The 17,598-nt window shown below is 66.1% G+C and carries 19 protein-coding genes and 1 pseudogene; 12 read left to right on the top strand and 8 right to left on the bottom strand.

Annotated elements, in window-relative coordinates; all coding sequences use genetic code 11:
* Nucleotides 1–41 precede the first annotated feature (41 nt).
* Nucleotides 42–1,643: an IS66 family transposase gene (tnpC, locus tag ACM26W_RS17445; protein ID WP_416138239.1), complete on the top strand. Its 1,602-nt coding sequence runs from the start codon at nt 42–44 to the stop codon at nt 1,641–1,643.
* 1 nt (nt 1,644) lies between these two features.
* On the opposite strand, the gene ACM26W_RS17440 is transcribed toward tnpC, so the two are convergent.
* Nucleotides 1,645–1,854, bottom strand: coding sequence for a type II toxin-antitoxin system HicA family toxin (locus ACM26W_RS17440; protein ID WP_416140917.1), 210 nt, complete (start codon nt 1,852–1,854; stop codon nt 1,645–1,647).
* On the opposite strand from ACM26W_RS17440, the gene ACM26W_RS17435 reads away from it, so the two are divergent.
* Both ACM26W_RS17435 and ACM26W_RS17430 read left to right on the top strand, forming a co-directional pair.
* On the top strand, nt 1,838–2,062 hold the full coding sequence (locus tag ACM26W_RS17435; protein WP_416140939.1) for a hypothetical protein: 225 nt from the start codon (nt 1,838–1,840) through the stop codon (nt 2,060–2,062). The two genes, ACM26W_RS17440 and ACM26W_RS17435, sit on opposite strands and share 17 nt — an antisense overlap.
* A gap of 376 nt (nt 2,063–2,438) precedes the next feature.
* Nucleotides 2,439–2,843 carry a type II toxin-antitoxin system HicB family antitoxin gene (locus ACM26W_RS17430; protein ID WP_416138238.1) on the top strand — a complete coding sequence of 135 codons (405 nt, stop codon included), beginning with the start codon at nt 2,439–2,441 and terminating at the stop codon, nt 2,841–2,843.
* Between the two features lie 121 nt (nt 2,844–2,964).
* On the opposite strand, the pseudogene ACM26W_RS17425 reads toward ACM26W_RS17430, so the two are convergent.
* The 5 genes and pseudogenes from ACM26W_RS17425 to ACM26W_RS17405 all read right to left on the bottom strand — a co-directional run.
* A pseudogene (locus ACM26W_RS17425) lies at nt 2,965–3,168 on the bottom strand (hypothetical protein); the annotation flags it as partial.
* 33 nt (nt 3,169–3,201) lie between these two features.
* Nucleotides 3,202–3,495, bottom strand: coding sequence for a hypothetical protein (locus ACM26W_RS17420; protein WP_416138237.1), 294 nt, complete (start codon nt 3,493–3,495; stop codon nt 3,202–3,204).
* Nucleotides 3,492–3,716 (bottom strand): addiction module protein, encoded by a 225-nt coding sequence (locus tag ACM26W_RS17415; protein ID WP_416138236.1) that lies wholly within the window; start codon nt 3,714–3,716, stop codon nt 3,492–3,494. The genes ACM26W_RS17420 and ACM26W_RS17415 overlap by 4 nt, the downstream gene beginning before the upstream one ends.
* A gap of 175 nt (nt 3,717–3,891) precedes the next feature.
* Complete coding sequence (locus ACM26W_RS17410; protein ID WP_416138235.1) at nt 3,892–6,576, bottom strand: heavy metal translocating P-type ATPase; 2,685 nt, start codon at nt 6,574–6,576, stop codon at nt 3,892–3,894.
* Entirely contained in the window at nt 6,573–6,986 is a 414-nt protein-coding gene (locus ACM26W_RS17405; protein WP_416138234.1) for a MerR family transcriptional regulator, read from the bottom strand. The genes ACM26W_RS17410 and ACM26W_RS17405 overlap by 4 nt, the downstream gene beginning before the upstream one ends.
* Nucleotides 6,987–7,321: 335 nt before the next feature.
* Between ACM26W_RS17405 and ACM26W_RS17400 the strand changes: the two genes are divergently transcribed.
* From ACM26W_RS17400 to ACM26W_RS17360, 9 genes are all read left to right on the top strand, one after another.
* The gene (locus ACM26W_RS17400; RefSeq protein WP_416138233.1) at nt 7,322–8,653 is read left to right on the top strand and encodes an OmpP1/FadL family transporter; all 1,332 of its coding nucleotides are present in this window, start codon (nt 7,322–7,324) and stop codon (nt 8,651–8,653) included.
* A 214-nt stretch (nt 8,654–8,867) separates the two neighbouring features.
* A protein-coding gene (gene prfB, locus ACM26W_RS17395; protein ID WP_416138232.1) for a peptide chain release factor 2 occupies nt 8,868–9,966 on the top strand; the annotation gives its coding sequence in 2 pieces (ribosomal slippage) (nt 8,868–8,942 and nt 8,944–9,966; 1,098 coding nt in all).
* Nucleotides 9,967–9,970: 4 nt separating this feature from the next.
* Nucleotides 9,971–11,521: a lysine--tRNA ligase gene (gene lysS / locus ACM26W_RS17390; RefSeq protein ID WP_416138231.1), complete on the top strand. Its 1,551-nt coding sequence runs from the start codon at nt 9,971–9,973 to the stop codon at nt 11,519–11,521.
* Between the two features lie 96 nt (nt 11,522–11,617).
* Complete coding sequence (locus ACM26W_RS17385) at nt 11,618–12,202, top strand: hypothetical protein (RefSeq protein ID WP_416138230.1); 585 nt, start codon at nt 11,618–11,620, stop codon at nt 12,200–12,202.
* 475 nt (nt 12,203–12,677) lie between these two features.
* Nucleotides 12,678–13,064 (top strand): hypothetical protein, encoded by a 387-nt coding sequence (locus ACM26W_RS17380; RefSeq protein ID WP_416138229.1) that lies wholly within the window; start codon nt 12,678–12,680, stop codon nt 13,062–13,064.
* Between the two features lie 63 nt (nt 13,065–13,127).
* On the top strand, nt 13,128–14,534 hold the full coding sequence (locus ACM26W_RS17375) for an MFS transporter (RefSeq protein WP_416138228.1): 1,407 nt from the start codon (nt 13,128–13,130) through the stop codon (nt 14,532–14,534).
* Nucleotides 14,535–14,866: 332 nt separating this feature from the next.
* Complete coding sequence (locus ACM26W_RS17370) at nt 14,867–15,178, top strand: BolA family protein (RefSeq protein ID WP_416138227.1); 312 nt, start codon at nt 14,867–14,869, stop codon at nt 15,176–15,178.
* Nucleotides 15,175–15,996 (top strand): hypothetical protein, encoded by an 822-nt coding sequence (locus ACM26W_RS17365; RefSeq protein WP_416138226.1) that lies wholly within the window; start codon nt 15,175–15,177, stop codon nt 15,994–15,996. Before ACM26W_RS17370 ends, ACM26W_RS17365 begins: the two co-directional genes overlap by 4 nt.
* On the top strand, nt 15,983–16,552 hold the full coding sequence (locus ACM26W_RS17360) for a GNAT family N-acetyltransferase (protein ID WP_416138225.1): 570 nt from the start codon (nt 15,983–15,985) through the stop codon (nt 16,550–16,552). The genes ACM26W_RS17365 and ACM26W_RS17360 overlap by 14 nt, the downstream gene beginning before the upstream one ends.
* 8 nt (nt 16,553–16,560) lie before the next feature.
* Here the strand turns inward: ACM26W_RS17360 and ACM26W_RS17355 are convergent, their stop codons facing one another.
* Entirely contained in the window at nt 16,561–16,755 is a 195-nt protein-coding gene (locus ACM26W_RS17355; RefSeq protein ID WP_379758012.1) for a cell division protein ZapB, read from the bottom strand.
* A 158-nt stretch (nt 16,756–16,913) separates the two neighbouring features.
* On the bottom strand, nt 16,914–17,573 hold the full coding sequence (gene rsmD, locus ACM26W_RS17350) for a 16S rRNA (guanine(966)-N(2))-methyltransferase RsmD (RefSeq protein WP_416138224.1): 660 nt from the start codon (nt 17,571–17,573) through the stop codon (nt 16,914–16,916).
* Nucleotides 17,574–17,598: the final 25 nt, after the last annotated feature.

Genomic DNA, 17,598 nt, shown 5'->3' with positions numbered 1-17,598 from the left:
TTTCTGCTGATTCCAGCAGCGCTGCTTGGTAAAATGTCGGCATGATCTCATCGGCCTCGACACCTTCCGCCAGCGTCTCCCTGCTGCAGCGCCAAGTGCGCGCCCAGCAGGAGGAGATTGCGCGTCTTCATCAGTTGATGGAGAAGAAGGAAGCGGAGTGGGAAGCCGCCAAGGCCGCGCTGTTCGAGCAGTTCCGCTTGGCCATCGAGCGTCAGTTCGGTCCCTCCACCGAAAAGTACCGCGTCGCGCAGGGCGACCTCCTCATCAACGAGGCCGAGGTAACGGTCGATGAGGAAGAGACCAGCGCCCAGGATGACACGACTGATGACGCGGTTGACGCACTGGCTGAACCCCATCAGCCGGCCAAGCGCCGCACCCGTGGCGGCCGCATGGCTCTACCGCCCGAACTGCCTCGCGTCGAGGTGATCCATGAGCTCCCCGAGGATGCCCAGCATTGCCGCCACGACGGCACCGAGCTCAAGGAGATCGGCAAAGAAATTAGCGAGGAACTGCATGTCGTGCCGGCGCGGGTCGAGGTGATCCGCCATGTGCGTATCAAGTACGGCTGCCCGGCCTGCGAAGAGGGTGTGCAGACTGCACCTGCACCGGCCAAGCTGCTGCCGAAGAGCAATGCCAGCCCGACGCTGCTCGCCTATGTGGCTACCGCCAAGTACCAGGACGCCTTGCCGCTCTACCGGCAAAGCCAGATCTTTGCCCGCCACGGTGCCGAGATCCCGCGCAACACCTTGGCCCGCTGGATGGTCCAGGTCGGCGAGCGGCTGATGCCGCTGGTCGAGGCCCTGCGACAGCACCTGCTACAGGCCCCGCTGATTCACATGGACGAGACCACGCTTCAGGTCAACGCCGAAGCCGATCGGCCAGCGAGCGCAACCTCCTACATGTGGCTACAGCGCGGTGGTCCGCCTGGCCAACAGGTGGTGCTATTCGACTATGACGCCAGCCGAGCCGGCCGGGTGCCCGTGCGCCTGCTGGGTGACTATGCCGGTCGCCTGGTCACTGATGGCTACGAGGGCTATGCCGAGGTGGTGCGAAAGAATGGCATCACCCATGCCGGCTGCTGGGCGCACGCCCGTCGCAAGTTCGTCGAGGCCCAGAAGGTGCAGCCCAAGGGCAAGACCGGCAAGGCCGACTGGGCGCTCAACCAGATCCGCAAGCTCTACGCCGTGGAAAAGCAGGCCAAGGCCCTGGAGCCCGAGGCCCGCCGGCTGCTGCGAGACCAAAAGAGCCGCCCGCTGATCACCCAGCTGCGCACCTGGCTCGACAAGTCGCTGACGCAGGTGCTGCCAAAGAGCGCACTGGGCAGAGCGCTGCACTACCTGGATGGTCAGTGGGCTCGCCTGACCCGCTTCCTCGATGACGGGCTGATCCCGCTGGACAACAACGCCGCGGAAAATGCGATTCGCCCCTTCGTCGTCGGCCGCAAGAACTGGCTGTTCAGCCACACACCGAGCGGTGCGCAGGCCAGCGCGGCGATCTACAGCCTGATCGAGACGGCCAAGGCCAATGGCCTCTCGCCCTACGAGTACCTGCAGTTCGTGTTCGAAACCCTGCCGACACTCGGCGAGGATGACGACCTCGACCCGCTGCTCCCCTGGCGCTGGAAAGACACTCTACCGGTCTAACTCACGCCGCAGAAGGTGGGGTTGGTGGACCGCTTACCTTCTTCGGATGGGGAACGGTTATGGTCCCCGGCTTGAGAGAATGCCGGAAGTGATGATGACTGCCCTTGACCCTGTCCAGCACCCAGCCATCGGCTTCCAGTTCCTTTATCAGGTCGCCACTCTTCAAAGGCCTGCTCCTCTCATCCTTGAGGGTTATGATAACCCTGGACACCAAAACCAGCAACACCGAACGCTTCCTGATCACTTGGAGCCGGCCTTTCGCCCGCCTTCTGAAGACGCTCGATCTCGGCGTGCTTGTCCTCGGGCAAAAAGTAAGGTTCTTCGCAGACTGGCGTGACAGGCTCGGCGCGATCTCTTCACTTTGCGAGACTTCAGACCACGGGTGGGAGATCGGCTCCGCCGGGCGAATGGCGCCGTAGGCGCCCCGGCAGCGTTGCTTGCGTTTCCGCCTACCACCCAGGAGCCCTTCGGTCTCCCTTCGCCGGGCAAAGCCCAGCTCCCACAATTAAGTACCCAGCCTCAACTGAGAGTCACGCCAAACTGCGAAGAACCAAAAGTAATCGGTGACAGCCCCCCATTTCCCGTCGAACAGGGGCACCACGATCTGCGCAGGCGACAGGCTGGCGCCCTCGAGTAGTGTTGACCATAACCACCATGGTGGTTATAGTAACCACATAAGGTGCCAGGGAGAGGAAGATGCACAGCCGGGAAGTCATCCAGAGGCTCAAGAACATCTGGAAACAGGCGGGACTGTAGCCTCGCTGCTCCCGGCGACATCCTCCCGAGGAGAACGACATGCTGTTTACTATCGTGATTCATCAAGAGGGCGACTCCGCCTACGGCGTGACCGTACCGGACATGCCCGGCTGCTTCTCCGCGGGCGATACGCTGGAAGAAGCGCTGGAGAACGTCAGGGAGGCTATCGACCTTCACATGGAAGAGGTAGTTGCCGGTAACGAACCAGTGCCGAGCCCGAGCCCTATGCATCAGGTAGCAGGCGACCCGGAGCATGCCGGCGCCACCTTTTTTCTGGTCGATGTCGACATGTCGAAATACCTGGGCAAGGCCGAGAAGATCAATATCACTCTGCCGCGCTACCTGCTTGAGCGGATCGACAGAGCCGTCAAAGAAGGCCGCTTCAAGTCGAGGTCGGGCATGCTCGCCGAGGGGGCGTTAGACAAGCTCTCACGGCTGCCGTAATCAGGGACAGCCGGCATGTCGGCGCCATCCGTTCAGTCGGCCCGCGACTAGGTTCTGGCCACCCAGAACCACCACACGATCAACCCGATCACTGCCAGCCCCGCCAGGTTCACGATCCAACTCATGATGTCACCTCCTTCCGGCTCTGCTGCGTAGGCGTCTGCTTGCCAGCAAGGCGGTTTTCGTTGTGGGGTTTGAACAGCCGCAGGCGGTTGGCGTTGCTCACCACCGTGATGGAGGAGAGCGACATCGCCGCACCCGCGATCATCGGCGAGAGCAGCATGCCGGTGACGGGGTAGAGCACCCCGGCGCTCGGCGCTCCGAGGCAGCGGAAAACCGGTCCGCCAACAGCGGTTCGTTAACGCCTGCCGAGCCAGTACTGCGGGCGCCGGCGGTCATGAGCTATAGCCAGAATTTGGAAGCCACCAGGCTGTTCACGATACACGATGGATAAAGGGAATCGCTGGAGAGGGGCTCTGCGGATATCTGGCTCAAGTTCGATTTGCCAGGCTTTTGGTGAGTCGCCAATTAACTTGGCCAAGGTCTCGAGTTCCTCTATCAAGGCGCCACCCAATCCGGGCACTTTGGATTCGTAATAACCCACTGATTCCAGAAACTCGGCTTCCGCTGCCGGGTGAAAGTGATAGGTCATTCAAGCTGCTCTCGAGCCTTCTTCAAAACGTCCTCACCTGGCACAGCCTGAACCGAGCCATTATCCAGCTCCTCAGCTCTGCGCCGTGCTTCTACCAACCAGTCTGCCCGAAGTTCGTCTGCCGAAGGGGAGTCAAGGCTCAAGACCAGCCGCTGAATCAGGCGGGCTCGCTCTTCCTTAGGAAGATGTAGGGCTTCATCCTCAAGTTGCTGGAGATCCATAGGCAACTCCTTCCTCTTGCATATCTTGAAACTCTGGCATAGATGGTCGGCAGGCGCCATTACTCGGCCCTGGGCTTCGGCCAATGAGCGTCAGACTCTCATTGGCCTTTGGCCACCCAAAACCACCACACGATCGACCCGATCAGAGCGATCCCCGCCAGGTTGACGATCCAGCTCATGATGTCACCTCCTTCCGGCTCTGCTGCGTAGGCGTCTGCCTACCCGCAGGGCCTTTTTCGTTGTGGGGTTTGAACAGCCGCAGGCGGTTGGCGTTGCTCACCACCGTGATGGAGGAGAGCGACATGGCCGCGCCGGCGATCACCGGCGAGAGCAGCATGCCGGTGAAGGGGTAGAGCACCCCGGCGGCGATGGGAATGCACAGGGTGTTGTAGCCGAAGGCGCCCACCAGGTTCTGCTTGATATTGCCAAGGGTGGCCCGGCTGATCTCGATGGCCGAGGCCACGCCGTGCAGCGAGCCGCGCATCAGGGTAATGCCGGCGCTCTCGATGGCCACGTCGGTGCCCTGGCCGATGGCGAAGCCGACGTCGGCGCGGGCCAGCGCCGGGGCGTCGTTGATGCCGTCGCCCACCATGCCGACCACTTCCCCCGCTTTCTGAAGACGCTCGATCTCGGCGTGCTTGTCCTCGGGCAGGAGCCCCGCGCGGAACTCGTCGATGCCCACCTCCCGGGCGATGGCGGTGGCGGTGTGCTCGTTGTCGCCGGTCAGCATCACCACCTTGAGGCCGTCGGCCTGCAGGCGCTTGATCGCGGCAATGGTGTCGTGGCGCAGCGGGTCGCTGATGCCGAACAGCGCGGCGAGCTTGCCGTCCACGGCCAGATACACCACCGTGCGTGCCTGGGCTTCCAGCTCGCCGGCCTTCCCCTGGCCGCTGGCCAGATCGACGCCGGCTTCCTCCAGCAGGCGGGCGTTGCCCAGCAGCAGCGGCTTGCCGTCGGCCGTCTCGGCCTTCACGCCGCCGCCGGTCACGCTTTCGAAGCCTCGGATCTCGGCAGGCTCGGCGCCGGCCTCCTCGGCGTGGTCTTGCGAGTAGGTCAGCAGCGCACCGGCCAGCGGGTGCTCGGAGCCGCGCTCCAGGGCGGCCACCAGCGCCAGCACCCGCTGCTCGTCGCGCGCTTTGACTTCAAGCCCTTTGCCTGCACGCCCTACGCCTGCACGCCCTTCGAGAGAGAAAAAGTGCGCCTCGGTGACGCTGGGCTTGCCCTCGGTGAGGGTGCCGGTCTTGTCCACCACCAGGGTGGTGAGCTTGCTGGCGATCTGCAGCGCCTCGCCGCTGCGCACCAGCACCCCGTGCTCGGCGGCCTTGCCGACGCCGATCATGGTGGAGATCGGCGTGGCCAGGCCCAGCGCGCAGGGGCAGGCGATGATCAGCACCGTGGTGGCGGTCACCAGCATATGGATCACCCGCGGCTCGGCGCCGAAATTGAACCAGATAAGGGCGGTGAGCACGGCGATGATCATCACCGTGGGCACGAAGATGCTCGAGACCTTGTCGGCCAGCTCGCCGATGGGTGGGCGGGAGTTCTGGGCGCTGGCCACCTGCTCGGTGATGCGGCCCAGCTTGGTGTCAGCACCGACGCGCGTAGCACGATAGACCAGCGAGCCCTTGCCGTTGACGGTGCCGGCGCTGACCTCGTCGCCCGCGGTCTTGCCCACCGGCAGGGGTTCGCCGGTGAGCATGGATTCATCGATATGGCTCTGGCCCTCGGTCACCTCGCCGTCCACCGGCAGGCGTTCGCCGGGGCGCACGCGGATATGGTCGCCTTCGCGCACCTCGTCGATGTCGAGCTCGCGTTCCTCGCCATCGCGGATCACCCTCGCAGTGCGGCTCTGCAGGTCGAGCAGGCGCTTGAGCGCCTCGCTGGTGCGGCCCCGGGCGCGCAGCTCCAGGGCGTTGCCCAGCAGCACCAGGCCGATGATCATCGCCGAGGCCTCGAAGTAGATGCCGTGGGCCACGGCGGGCAGCCAGGGGGCGAAGGCCACCACCGCCATGGAGTAGACCCAGGCGGTGCCGGTGCCCATGGCGATCAGGGTGTCCATGTTGGCCTGGTGGTGCTTGAAGTTCTTCCAGGCGTTGATGAAGAAGTGGCGCCCCGGGCCGGCCATCACGGCGAGCGTCAGCAGGCCGATCACCAGCCAGAAGAGCCGGCCCATGCCCACCGGATGAGGGTGATAGACGAACATGCTGGCCATCAGCGGTACGGCCAGCGCCAGCGACAGGAAGCTGCCCCGCAGGCGGCGGCGGTATTCATGGGCGTCCTTCTTTGCGCGGGCATCCTCGGCCTGGCGCAGATCGAAGATCGGCTCGGCGCCATAGCCCGCAGACTCCACCGCACGGATCAACTCGGCCTCGGCAGCGCTGCCGCGGACCTGGGCGGTATGGGTGCCGAAGTTGACCTCCGCGCTGGTCACGCCCGGCGTGCGCGCCAGCGCCTGCTGCACGCTCTTCACGCAGCTGGCGCAGGTCATGCCGCTGATGGAAAGCCGAAGCGTGGTGGCGCGTTCGTCAGCTGGTTCGGCGGCCTTCTGGGCAGGGGGGGTAGCCGTCGCTTTTGCGTTCGGCTCGGCCTGTTCCACCTCGGCTGACCTGCTTTCGTCTTCTTCGCTGGCCGCTTGGTCGGACACTGCAGGGAGCTCGCCGGGCGGATAGCCGGCGTCGCTCAGGGCCTGGTCAAGAGTGCTTTCGTCCAGCGTCGTGGTGACGTCCAGTCGTTTCTCGGCCGGGGTGCCGATCACCTCGGCGTCCGGATCTTGAGCCTGGATCGCCTCGCGCATGCGCTTCACGCAGCCCTGGCAGCTCATGCCGGGCACGGTACGTTCGAGTGGGGTGCGGGCGTTCATGGGGTCTCCTCGGGGAAGCTCTCGATCAGGCGACAGAGGCTATGGCCGTCCGGGGTGCCATCGGGCATCTCGGCCCAGGCGTCCAGCGCCTGCTCCATGCGCGCGGCCAGCGCCTGCAGCTCGGTGATGCGGGCATGAATCTCCGGCAGCCGGCTGGCCAGCAGGTCGCGGACCATGGGGCAGGGGGAGTCGCCCTGGTCGGCGTGGGTCAGGATGTCGCGGATCTCGGCCACGCCGAAGCCCAGGGTGCGGGCGCGCTGGATGAAGCGCAGGCGCTCCAGGTCGCCTCGCGCGAAGAGCTGGTAGCCGTTGTCGGGGTGGCGCTGGGGGGCGAGCAGCCCCTCGCGGACATAGTGGCGGACGGTCTCGGCGGTGACGCCGGTGGCCCTGGCCAGTTCACTTACCTTCATGTCGGTACCTCGCAGGTCGGTGCCTCGCAGGTCGGTGCCTCGCAAGAGACTGCGGATGGCCACAGTGTAAAACCTATGTGTTACCCAAAGGTCAAGGCGAAAGTGAGAGGTGCCGATGCCCACGTCGGCATAGCGGGGCTGTGTTGCGTAACTCACTGAAAGTTCGATCTATCGAACAGCCGTTCGACCAAAGGATTAGTCTTTGCGGCATTAAAACGAACGTTTGGACTTGAATCGCCCGGCGCCATGCGCGAAAAGGGTAGGGCACGCGACTGTCTCCGCCGAGAGAACACGCCAGCGCCAACGAGAAAACACAACAGCAAGGGGTGGATCTCATGAAGAACAAGTTCAATCGCCTTTCCCTGGCCGTGGCCATCGCTGCCGCCGCCTTCGCCAGCCAGGCTCAAGCGGGCGGCTATCAGATCAACGAGCAGAGCGTCAGCGGCCAGGGCTACGGTCACGCCGGGCGTAGCTCCAACGTCAACGACGCCACCATCGTCTATGGCAACCCGGCCGGCATGTCGTTTCTGGACCGGGCCCAGGTGACCGCGGGCGGGACCTATCTGAACGTCAATACGGATATTTCCAATACCAGTTCAGACTCCTCCATTGATGGCGCTGCCGCCGGGCTTGGTGTGCCTCCCGGTGCCGTGCAAGTCCCGATGGGGCCGATCAGTGGCACGAATGACGGTGATATGGTGCCGGGTACACTGATTCCCTTTGCCTTCTATGCGCACCCGGTCAATGAGCGCCTGGCCTTCGGTTTCGGCGTCTATGCGCCCTTCGGTTCCAAGACCGACTACGAGGATACCTTCGAGGGGCGAAATTTCGGCAACTATACCGAGCTGAGGGTGATCAGTGCCCAGCCGACCGTGTCTTACCGCTTCAATGATCAGTGGTCGGCTGGCGTAGGCATTACCTATAACCGTGTCGATGGCGAACTGGCGACCAAGATCCCGGGTGTGCTGCTGGGGCGCCCAGGCGGGCCTGACGGAGAGGTTCGCGTTGAAGGCGATGACGAAGCCCTGGGGTATAACCTGGGCGTCATGTACCAGCCGATTCCAGAGACGACTCTGGGCCTGACCTACCGGTCAAAGGTTTCTTATACCCTCGATGGCCAGTCACAGGCGTCGGGTGGAGCAGAGGCATTGATTCCGAACCAGGATGCTTCACTCGAGTTGACGACGCCAGAGACCGTCAACTTCTCGCTTACTCAACAGATGACGGATAACCTGAAGCTGATGTTTGGCGCATCCTGGGCACGCTGGAGTCGCTTTGAAGAGATCCGTATCGATGGCAGCGTCAACCCGGACCCCATCACCCAGGAGACCCAGAATTACTCCAACGCCTGGGCCTATTCGGTCGGTGGGGAGTATCAGCTCAATCCCCAACTCGCACTGCGCGCGGGTGTAACCATCGACAATACCCCGACCAGCGACCAGTTCCGTAGCGTGCGGATCCCCTCCGATGATCGCCGTATCTTCTCCATCGGCGCCGGCTGGAGCCCGACCGAGGATATGACCCTCGACTTCGCCTACTCCTATCTGACCGAGCGTAGTACCAGGGTCGACCGCGAGCGGACCCTGGGCCCGACCCAGCTGGATTATGCCGCCGACTACAAGAACGAGGCCCACGGCTTCGGCGCCCAGCTGACCTACCGCTTCTGATCGGCAGCCTGCCAGACGACCCCAGGGAACCCGGCGTCGGCCGGGTTCCCTGCGTCTGGGCTGTCGAACAGGGAGGCCCCGGCGGATGCGGCATGGCGCCAGGTTCGCTACAATGTCCCCCTTTAGCACAAGCCCTATCCGTGCCGCCGGGGCGCTGGCTCGATGCCTGCGCCGCGGCGGTCGCTTTTCCACCGCAGATTCAGGCGAGTGAGCCATGCTGGAAACCAACCCGATTCACAACCTCATCAAGGACCTGTCTGAACGGACAGACGTCCTGAGGGGGTATCTTTGACTATGCCGAGAAGAAGGATCGGCTAGAGGAAGTCACTCGCGAGCTCGAGGATCCGGGCGTCTGGAGCGATCCGGACTATGCCCAGAAACTGGGCAAGGAGCGGGCGACGCTGGAAACCATCGTCCAGACCATCGACGAGCTGGAGCAGGGGCTGGCGGACAGCCGCGACCTGCTGGAGCTGGCCGAGATGGAAGAGGACGAGGACACCGTCGCCGAGGTCCAGAAGGAGCTCGACGGCATGCAGGCCAGCCTCGAGAAGCTCGAGTTCCGGCGCATGTTCTCCGGCGAGATGGATCCCAACAACGCCTACCTGGATATCCAGTCCGGCTCCGGTGGCACCGAGGCCCAGGACTGGGCCAATATCCTGCTGCGCATGTACCTGCGCTGGGCGGAGCATCACGGTTTCAAGGCCGAGATCACCGAGCTTTCCGGCGGCGAAGTGGCCGGCATCAAGTCGGCCACGGTGCATGTTCAGGGCGACTATGCCTTCGGTTGGCTACGCACCGAGACCGGCGTGCATCGTCTGGTGCGCAAGAGCCCGTTCGACTCCGGCGGCCGCCGCCACACCTCCTTTGCCTCGGTGTTCCTGTCGCCGGAGGTCGATGACAGCTTCGAGGTCGAGATCAACCCGGCGGACCTGCGCGTCGATACCTACCGCTCCAGCGGCGCCGGCGGCCAGCACGTCAACACCACCGACTCGGCGGTGCGTATCACCCACGAACCCTCCGGTATCGTGGTGGCCTGCCAGAACCAGCGCAGCCAGCACGCCAACCGCGACTTCGCCATGAAGCAGCTCAAGGCGAAGCTGTGGGAACACGAGATGGATAGGCGCAACGTGGCCAAGCAGGAGGCGGAGGAGTCCAAGTCGGACATCGGCTGGGGCAGCCAGATCCGCTCCTACGTGCTGGACGACCAGCGCATCAAGGACCTGCGTACCGGCGTGCAGTCCAGCAACTGTGACAAGGTGCTGGATGGTGATATCGACCAGTTCATCGTCGCCAGCCTCAAGCAAGGATTGTAACGAAATGGCCAACGAAAGCTCCTCAGCGGATAGCCCGCAGAACGACGAGAACCGCCTGATCGCCGAGCGTCGTGCCAAGCTGGCCGCACGCCGCGAGCGGGCCGACGAGCGGGGCGAGAGCGCCTTCCCTAACGACTTCCGCCGCGACAGCCACGCCGCCGAGCTGATCGAGGAACTGGGCGAGAAGGAGAAGGGCGAACTGGAGACGCTGAACCGCCAGGCCGGCGTGGCCGGGCGTATCATGCGCAAGCGTGGGCCCTTCGTCGTCATCCAGGACGTCAGCGGGCAGATCCAGCTCTACGTCGACAAGAAGGGGCTGCCGGCGGAGATGCTCGAGGAGATCAAGGGCTGGGACATCGGCGACATCGTCGCGGCGCGCGGCCCCGTGCACAAGTCCGGCAAGGGCGATCTCTACGTGATGATGGTGGAGGCCCAGCTGCTCACCAAGAGCCTGCGCCCGCTGCCCGACAAGTTCCACGGCCTGACCGATCTCGAGGCGCGCTACCGCCAGCGCTACGTGGACCTGATCATGAACCCGGACTCGCGCCAGGTGTTCGAGACCCGCGCCGCGGTGATCAGCGCCATGCGCCGCTTCTTCGAGGCGCGCGGCTACATGGAGGTCGAGACCCCCATGCTGCAGCAGATTCCCGGCGGCGCCACCGCGCGGCCCTTCGTCACCCACCACAATGCGCTGGACCAGGACATGTACCTGCGCATCGCGCCTGAGCTCTATCTCAAGCGCCTGGTGGTGGGCGGTTTCGAGAAGGTCTTCGAGATCAACCGCAACTTCCGCAACGAAGGCCTCTCCACTCGGCACAACCCCGAGTTCACCATGATCGAGTTCTATCAGGCCTATGCGGATTTCCACGACCTGATGGACCTCACCGAGGAGATGCTGCGCACCCTCACCCGGGAGGTACTGGGCACCACCACGGTGGTCAACACCGTGCGCAACAGCGAAGGCGAGGAACTGGAGCACTACGAGTACGACTTCGGCTCTCCGCTCAAGCGGATCACCGTCTTCGACGCCATCCTCGAGTTCAACCCGGATATCCACGCCGAGGCGCTGGCCGACGAGGCCGCCGCGCGCCAGATCGCCGAGCGGCTGGATATCGACGTCAAGGATGGCTGGGGCCTGGGCAAGATCCAGATCGAGATCTTCGAGAAGACCGTGGAGCACCGCCTCAAGCAGCCCACCTTCATCACCGAGTACCCCACCGAGGTGAGCCCGCTGGCGCGGCGCAAGGACGACAACCCGTTCGTGACCGAGCGCTTCGAGTTCTTCGTCGGTGGACGCGAGATCGCCAACGGCTTCTCGGAGCTCAACGACGCCGAGGACCAGGCCGAGCGCTTCCGCGAGCAGGTGGCGGAGAAGGAGGCCGGCGACGACGAGGCGATGTACTTCGACGCCGACTATGTGCGCGCCCTGGAGGTCGGGCTGCCTCCCACCGCCGGCGAGGGCATCGGCATCGACCGCCTGGTGATGCTGTTGACCGACAGCGCCTCGATCCGAGACGTGCTGCTGTTCCCTGCCATGCGCCCGGAGGTGGATTGAAGGGGCTGCGCTTCGAAATGCCGGGCATTGTGGGAGCTGGTTTTTGTGGGAGCTGGGCTCCGCCCGGCGAATGGAGACCGAAGGGCTCCTGGCGGCATGCGCCAGCGCCAGCAACACCGCCGGGGCGCCTGCGGCGCCATTCGCCCGGCAGAGCCGATCTCCCACCAGTCGCTTCAAGCGTCGCTAAGGCCGAAGAGCTCCTGGGTTTTGTGGGAGCTGGGCTCCGCCCGGCGAATGGAGACCGAAGGGCTCCTGGGCGGCATGCGCCAGCGCCGGCAACACCGCCGGGGCGCCTGCGGCGCCATTCGCCCGGCAGAGCCGATCTCCCACCAGTCGCTTCAAGCGTCGTTAAGGCCGAAGGGCTCCTGGGTTTTGTGGGAGCTGGGCTTCGCCCGGCGAATGGAGACCGAAGGGCTCCTGGGCGGCATGCGCCAGCGCCAGCAACACCGCCGGGGCGCCTGCGGCGCCATTCGCCCGGCAGAGCCGATCTCCCACCAGTCGCTTCAAGCGTCGCTAAGGCCGAAGGGCTCCTGGGTTTTGTGGGAGCTGGGCTTCGCCCGGCGAATGGAGACCGAAGGGCTCCTGGCGGCATGCGCCAGCGCCGGCAACACCGCCGGGGCGCCTGCGGCGCCATTCGCCCGGCAGAGCCGATCTCCCACCAGTCGCTTCAAGCGTCGTTAAGGCCGAAGAGCTCCTGGGTTTTGTGGGAGCTGGGCTTCGCCCGGCGAATGGAGACCGAAGGGCTCCTGGGCGGCATGCGCCAGCGCCGGCAACACCGCCGGGGCGCCTGCGGCACCATTCGCCCGGCAGAGCCGATCTCCCGCCAGTCGCTTCAAGCGTCGTTAAGGCCGAAGGGCTCCTGGGTATTGTGGGAGCTGGGCTTCGCCCGGCGAATGGAGACCGAAGGGCTCCTGGGCGGCATGCGCCAGCGCCGGCAACACCGCTGGGGCGCCTGCGGCACCATTCGCCCGGCAGAGCCGATCTCCCGCCAGTCGCTTCAAGCGTCGTTAAGGCCGAAGGGGCAACATGGAATCTCCCACCGGGCAATGTCACGCCAGACTGCGAAGAACCCAACTTTCGGGAAGCTCGGGAAGCATTGGTAAACACTGCGGCCTGCACCCATAATGGTCATCGTTTCGACGTCGAGGAGACCCCCATGAAACTGCTCAACCGCTCTGCCCTGAGCGTCCGCCCTACCCAGCATTTCGTGGATTGGATCAACGCCCTTGAACCGACAATGGGGGATGACGACATCGCCCTGGACGACGTCGAGCGTGAAAGCACGGTCTATCTGATTCCGGAGATGGACACTCCCGAGGCCCTGGCGGGTTTCGTGCGCGAGCGCTACCTCGAGATTCTCGAGACCGAGCTGCGCGCCTGGGAGGAGGACGAGCGCCAGTGGCCAGAGGCCATCGACTGGCCGCTGTTCCAGCGTTTCCTTCAGGTGGAGCACAGCTACCTGGCCATCGACCTCGACGACGAGGCGGCCCTGGAGATCTCCGAAGTCGACGATTCGCTGTTGATGGATGTCGACCAGGACTGAGCCCGCCCGACAGGCTGGCAACATGAAACCGGCTCCGGCCGGTTTCTTCGTGATGGAACCCCTATGAGCCCACTCTTCGAGACCCGCCCCGACGATGATGGCCTGCCGGGCCCCGAGCGGCGCCTGGCCGTGCTGGCGCTGATTCTCGGCACCCTGATGGCGGTGGTGGATACCACCATGATCAACATCGCGCTGCCCTCCATCGCGGCGGGGCTCGAGGTGTCCGCCTCCCGGGCGGTGTGGGTCACCAACCTCTTCCAGATCAGCTGCGCGGCCTTTCTGCTGGTCTTCGCCGCGCTCAGTGAGCTGGTCAGCCGCCGCCGGATCTACGTGGCCGGGGTGGGCATCTTCACCCTGGCCTCCCTGGGCAGTGCGCTCTCCACCAGCCTGGAGTCGCTGCTGGTGTTCCGCGCCCTGCAGGGCCTGGGAGCGGCGGCGACGCTCTCCATCGGGCCCTCGCTCTACCGATCCATCTTCCCCTCGCGCCTGCTGGGCTCGGCGCTGGGGCTCTCTGCCATGGTGGTGGCCGGTGGCTATGCGGCGGGGCCTGCCATCGGCGGCGTGCTGCTCTCGGTGGCCGGCTGGCCCTGGCTGTTCGCCCTGCACCTGCCGCTGGGGGCGGTGGCGGTGGTGCTGGCCTGGAAGGTCTTGCCCCGGGAAGCCGGCCGGCCTGGCGGCTTCGACCTGGTCGGGGCGCTGCTCTCGGTGGCCATGCTGTGCGGTTTCTTCGTGGCCATGGATGGCGTCGGCCACGGCATGCCGGCAGGGCGGGTGGCGGCCTGGTTTTTCCTTAGCATCGCGGCCGCGCTGCTCTTCCTGCGCCGCCAGCGACGGGCCCACCATCCGCTGATGCCGCTGGCGATCTTCAGTGAGCCGCGCTTCAGCCTGGCGCTGGTGGCCCAGGGCACCGCCTTCGTGGGCCAGGGTCTGGCCTTCGTGGCGCTCTCCTTCCTGTTCCAGAGCGAGATGGGCTTCTCGCCCCTGGAGACCGCCTGGCTCTTCACCCCTTGGCCGCTGGCGATCATGCTGGTGGGCCCCCGTGCCGGCCGCCTGGCCGACCGCGTAAACCCCAGCCTGCTCTCCAGTGCTGGGCTCGTCCTGTTGCTGGTGGGGCTGGCGCTGCTGGCGCGGCTCGATGCCGAGGCGGGGGTGGTCGACGTGCTGTGGCGCATGCTGCTGTGCGGGGTCGGCTTCGGACTCTTCCAGCCGCCCAACAACCGCGAGCTGATGAGTACCGTGCCGCGGGAGCGCAGCGCCAACGCCTCCGGCATCATGAGCACCTCGCGCACCGTGGGGCAGTCGCTCGGGGTGGCCCTGGTGGGCGCCTTCCTGGCCACTGGCATGCCGGTGCAGGCCACCCTGTGGCTCGGCGCCCTGGCCACCCTGCTGGCGCTGGGCGCCAGCCTGGCCCGGGTGCCCCTGGCCGGCGCCGCCCAGCGCAGTGCCAAGGAGGCAGCCTCGGGCGAGTGAGGCGCATCGTTACTGCTCGAGAGAGCGAGTACAATGGGGCTTTCATTAAGCTCCTCGAAAATTCGCGTGAATCTCAGTTGTGGCTGATCAGCTATTGTGGGAGCTGGGCTTCGCCCGCGGTTCGACGTTTCGACGAATGGAGACCGAAGGGCTCCTTGCGGCATGCTCCAACGCCAGAAACACCGCCGGGGCGCCTGCGGCGCCATTCGCTCGGCAGAGCCGATCTCCCACCAGTAGCTTCAAGCATTCGTGAATGCTTGAAAGGCAACGGCAACTTAGCACCTCTCGTCAGTCTGCGAAGAGCTATTTATTCAACTAATCCGGGAGCCGCCATGAGCATTCAGGCCATCATCGAAGAGAAGCTGCAGGCCCTCGCGCCCGCCTTTCTGGCGGTGGAGAACGAGAGCCATCGGCACAATGTGCCGCCCAATTCCGAGACCCACTTCAAGGTGACGCTTGTCTCCGAGCATCTCGAGGGGTTGATGCCGGTCAAGCGCCATCAGCAGGTCTACGCCCTGCTGGCCGATGAGCTGGCCGGTCCGGTCCATGCCCTGGCGCTGCACCTCTACACCCCCGCCGAGTGGCAGGCCAGCGGCCAGAGTCGCCCCGATTCGCCCGACTGCCGGGGCGGCAGCAAGCCGTGACCAGCGAGCCGCAGCGGCTGCAGTACCTGGAGGCCATGGGCCTGACGGCCTGGGTGGCGCGCTATGCGTTGCCCAATGCCCGCCCGACCCCGGCCTGCGAGTGGGAGCTGCCCGAGGCGCCACCCGCCGAGGCCCCGGGAGAGCGCCTTCACGCGCTGCTGGATGAGGCCCGCGAGGCGCCTCCGGTGCGTTCCGCCGAGCCGGAAGCGCCGCGGGCCCAAGCGCCACGGGCCCAGGCGCCACGGCCCGGCATGGCCCGGGCGCTGCTGGAAGAGCCCACGGCACAGGAGGCGGCAGCGCCCATCGGGGCGGCGACCGCCGAACCGCGTGCCCCTCAGGAGCCCCTGCGCTTCGCCTTCCAGGCGGCCTGCCTGGAGGGGCGCTGGCTGCTGATGCTGGCCGGCGAGCAGCCGCCCGGGCACACGGAGCTCAAGCTGCTGGCCAACCTGCTGCGCGCCGCCGGGATTGCCGCACCGCTGCCGGTGCTGCAGGGCTTTCGCTGGCCGCTGGAGGAGGGCTTGACGGTTCATGAGCCCCTGGAGGAAGCCCGCGAGGGGCTGCAGGCCTTTATCGCCGGCGCGCGTCGGCGCGGCTGGGCGCCCGAGCGGCTGCTGTTGTTCGGCGAGGACGAGGCGCTCGGCCAGGTGCTGTCGCTGGACGCCGAGCAGTGCCCGCTGCTGGACCTGCCGGCCTGGCAAGGGCCGGCGCTCGATGAATTGGCCGTCAGCGCCGAGGCCAAGCGGGGGCTGCTGCCGCAGCTGCTGGCCTGGGGTGAGGCGTGGCGAGAGACGATCGAGCGGACGGATGGTGACCGCTGAGGCCCCCCCCGGGGGAGTTGCAGAGGGCCTTGCCCTGGTGCACCTGACGTCGGCTGATCTCGAGGGTATCTCTGCCATGGAGGCGGCCCACGGCTGGCCCACGGGCGGCTCTGGCGCGCAGCTGGCGGCGACCCTGGCTGATGCTTCTACGGCGGTATTCGGCCTGATGGCCGGCGACCGGCTGGCGGGCCACGCGGTGGTGGCCCGGCTGCCCTTCGAGGCGGAGCTGCAGGCGATGCTGGTGGATGACGCCTGGCGGGGCAGGGGGCTCGCTCGGCGATTGCTGGCGGCGGTGGTGGCTCAGGCCCGGGCATGGGGCAGCGAGCGGCTGCTCCTGGAGGTGCGGGCGGGCAATGCGCCGGCCATCGCCCTCTATCGTGGCGCGGGGTTTCGGGAAGACGGTGTTCGCCGTGGCTACTACCCGCCGCAGCCTTCCACTGCCCAGACGCCAGAAACGACGCCGCCCCGGCAGGCCGGGGCGGCGGGCGGCGCAGCCCGAGAGGATGCGCTGCTGATGTCGCTGCCGCTGACCGCGCAGGACGCGACCGGCGGTTGATTCCGAGGTCAGGCGGTCTCGGTGGACTCGATCTCATCCAGCTTGCTCAGCACGCCGGTCAGGCGGCGCTCCCACTCCTCGCGCTCCTGCTTCAGGCGGGTGTTTTCCTCACGCAGTTCCTCGGCTTCCATCTTCAGCAGTTCCAGGGCCTCGACGGCGCTGGTGACCTTCTGCTCGAGCCGGGTGAAGAGTTCATTGCTCATGCTGTTCTCCTGATGTCCTTCCGGGATGGCCCTTCGAAATGGTCCTTCAGGAACGGTCCTTCTTGAACAGTCCTTGAGGCCGAGCCGGCGCCCCGGGGCGGGGCGAGGTTGCTTGATTGATAAGGGGATGGGCAGCAGCGTAACGCCGAGCCCCGGCCTCAGCAAGCGTCGTCACGCGGCGACGTGTCACGCCGGTAGAGTCTGCCGTGGCTGTCGCCGGCGCGCACCTCGCGGTGCAGCCGCCAGGTCGCCGGCACCGCCGGCTCCAGTCCCGCTTCGCACTCCAGGTAGATGAAGGCCTCATCGGCCAGCCAACCGGCCTCCAGGGCCGCACAGCAGGGCTCGGCGAGCCCCTGGCGAAAGGGCGGGTCGAGGAACACCAGCGAGCAGGGCACCGGCGGGCCGGCCAGGTAGGCCGCGGCGTCGGCGGTGACCACCCGGCCGCGCTCGGCCGCTCCCAGAGTCGCCAGGTTCTCCTCGAGCTGGCCCGCGACGCGAGAGTCGCGCTCCACGAAGGAGGCCTCCCGCGCGCCGCGGGAGAGGGCCTCCAGCCCCAGCGCGCCGGTGCCGGCGAACAGGTCCAGTACCCGGGCGCCGGGCAGGGCGGCGGTGAGCCAGTTGAACAGGGTTTCGCGGACGCGGTCTGGCGTGGGGCGCAGGCCTGGGCTGTCGAGCACCGGCAGCAGGCGGCGGCGGTAGTCCCCGCCGATGATTCTCAGACGGCCGCCGGTGCCCCGTCGGCCAGGATTCCTGCCACCTTGCTGGCGGCCATCGGCGGGCTTGCCCGAGCGGGGGGCGCGTGGGGGGCGTCGAGTCATGGCGGGGATTGTACCCGGGGGCTTA

The sequence above is a fragment of the Halomonas sp. HK25 genome (assembly GCF_047795635.1).
GTDB lineage: Bacteria > Pseudomonadota > Gammaproteobacteria > Pseudomonadales > Halomonadaceae > Halomonas.
The sequence above is the reverse complement of the archived record's forward strand: the minus strand, read 5'-3'. Positions and strand labels throughout refer to the sequence as shown.

What these genes read in the sequence shown, in the direction of transcription:
- ACM26W_RS17355 (WP_379758012.1), bottom strand. Translation starts at nt 16,755, where the DNA reads ATGAGCAATGAACTCTTCACCCGGCTCGAGCAGAAGGTCACCAGCGCC.
- lysS (WP_416138231.1), top strand. Translation starts at nt 9,971, where the DNA reads ATGGCCAACGAAAGCTCCTCAGCGGATAGCCCGCAGAACGACGAGAAC.
- ACM26W_RS17380 (WP_416138229.1), top strand. Translation starts at nt 12,678, where the DNA reads ATGAAACTGCTCAACCGCTCTGCCCTGAGCGTCCGCCCTACCCAGCAT.
- ACM26W_RS17375 (WP_416138228.1), top strand. Translation starts at nt 13,128, where the DNA reads ATGAGCCCACTCTTCGAGACCCGCCCCGACGATGATGGCCTGCCGGGC.
- ACM26W_RS17415 (WP_416138236.1), bottom strand. Translation starts at nt 3,716, where the DNA reads ATGGATCTCCAGCAACTTGAGGATGAAGCCCTACATCTTCCTAAGGAA.
- rsmD (WP_416138224.1), bottom strand. Translation starts at nt 17,573, where the DNA reads ATGACTCGACGCCCCCCACGCGCCCCCCGCTCGGGCAAGCCCGCCGAT.
- ACM26W_RS17435 (WP_416140939.1), top strand. Translation starts at nt 1,838, where the DNA reads ATGATAACCCTGGACACCAAAACCAGCAACACCGAACGCTTCCTGATC.
- ACM26W_RS17410 (WP_416138235.1), bottom strand. Translation starts at nt 6,576, where the DNA reads ATGAACGCCCGCACCCCACTCGAACGTACCGTGCCCGGCATGAGCTGC.
- ACM26W_RS17430 (WP_416138238.1), top strand. Translation starts at nt 2,439, where the DNA reads ATGCTGTTTACTATCGTGATTCATCAAGAGGGCGACTCCGCCTACGGC.
- ACM26W_RS17420 (WP_416138237.1), bottom strand. Translation starts at nt 3,495, where the DNA reads ATGACCTATCACTTTCACCCGGCAGCGGAAGCCGAGTTTCTGGAATCA.
- ACM26W_RS17385 (WP_416138230.1), top strand. Translation starts at nt 11,618, where the DNA reads ATGCGCCAGCGCCAGCAACACCGCCGGGGCGCCTGCGGCGCCATTCGC.
- ACM26W_RS17370 (WP_416138227.1), top strand. Translation starts at nt 14,867, where the DNA reads ATGAGCATTCAGGCCATCATCGAAGAGAAGCTGCAGGCCCTCGCGCCC.
- tnpC (WP_416138239.1), top strand. Translation starts at nt 42, where the DNA reads ATGATCTCATCGGCCTCGACACCTTCCGCCAGCGTCTCCCTGCTGCAG.
- ACM26W_RS17400 (WP_416138233.1), top strand. Translation starts at nt 7,322, where the DNA reads ATGAAGAACAAGTTCAATCGCCTTTCCCTGGCCGTGGCCATCGCTGCC.
- ACM26W_RS17405 (WP_416138234.1), bottom strand. Translation starts at nt 6,986, where the DNA reads ATGAAGGTAAGTGAACTGGCCAGGGCCACCGGCGTCACCGCCGAGACC.
- ACM26W_RS17360 (WP_416138225.1), top strand. Translation starts at nt 15,983, where the DNA reads ATGGTGACCGCTGAGGCCCCCCCCGGGGGAGTTGCAGAGGGCCTTGCC.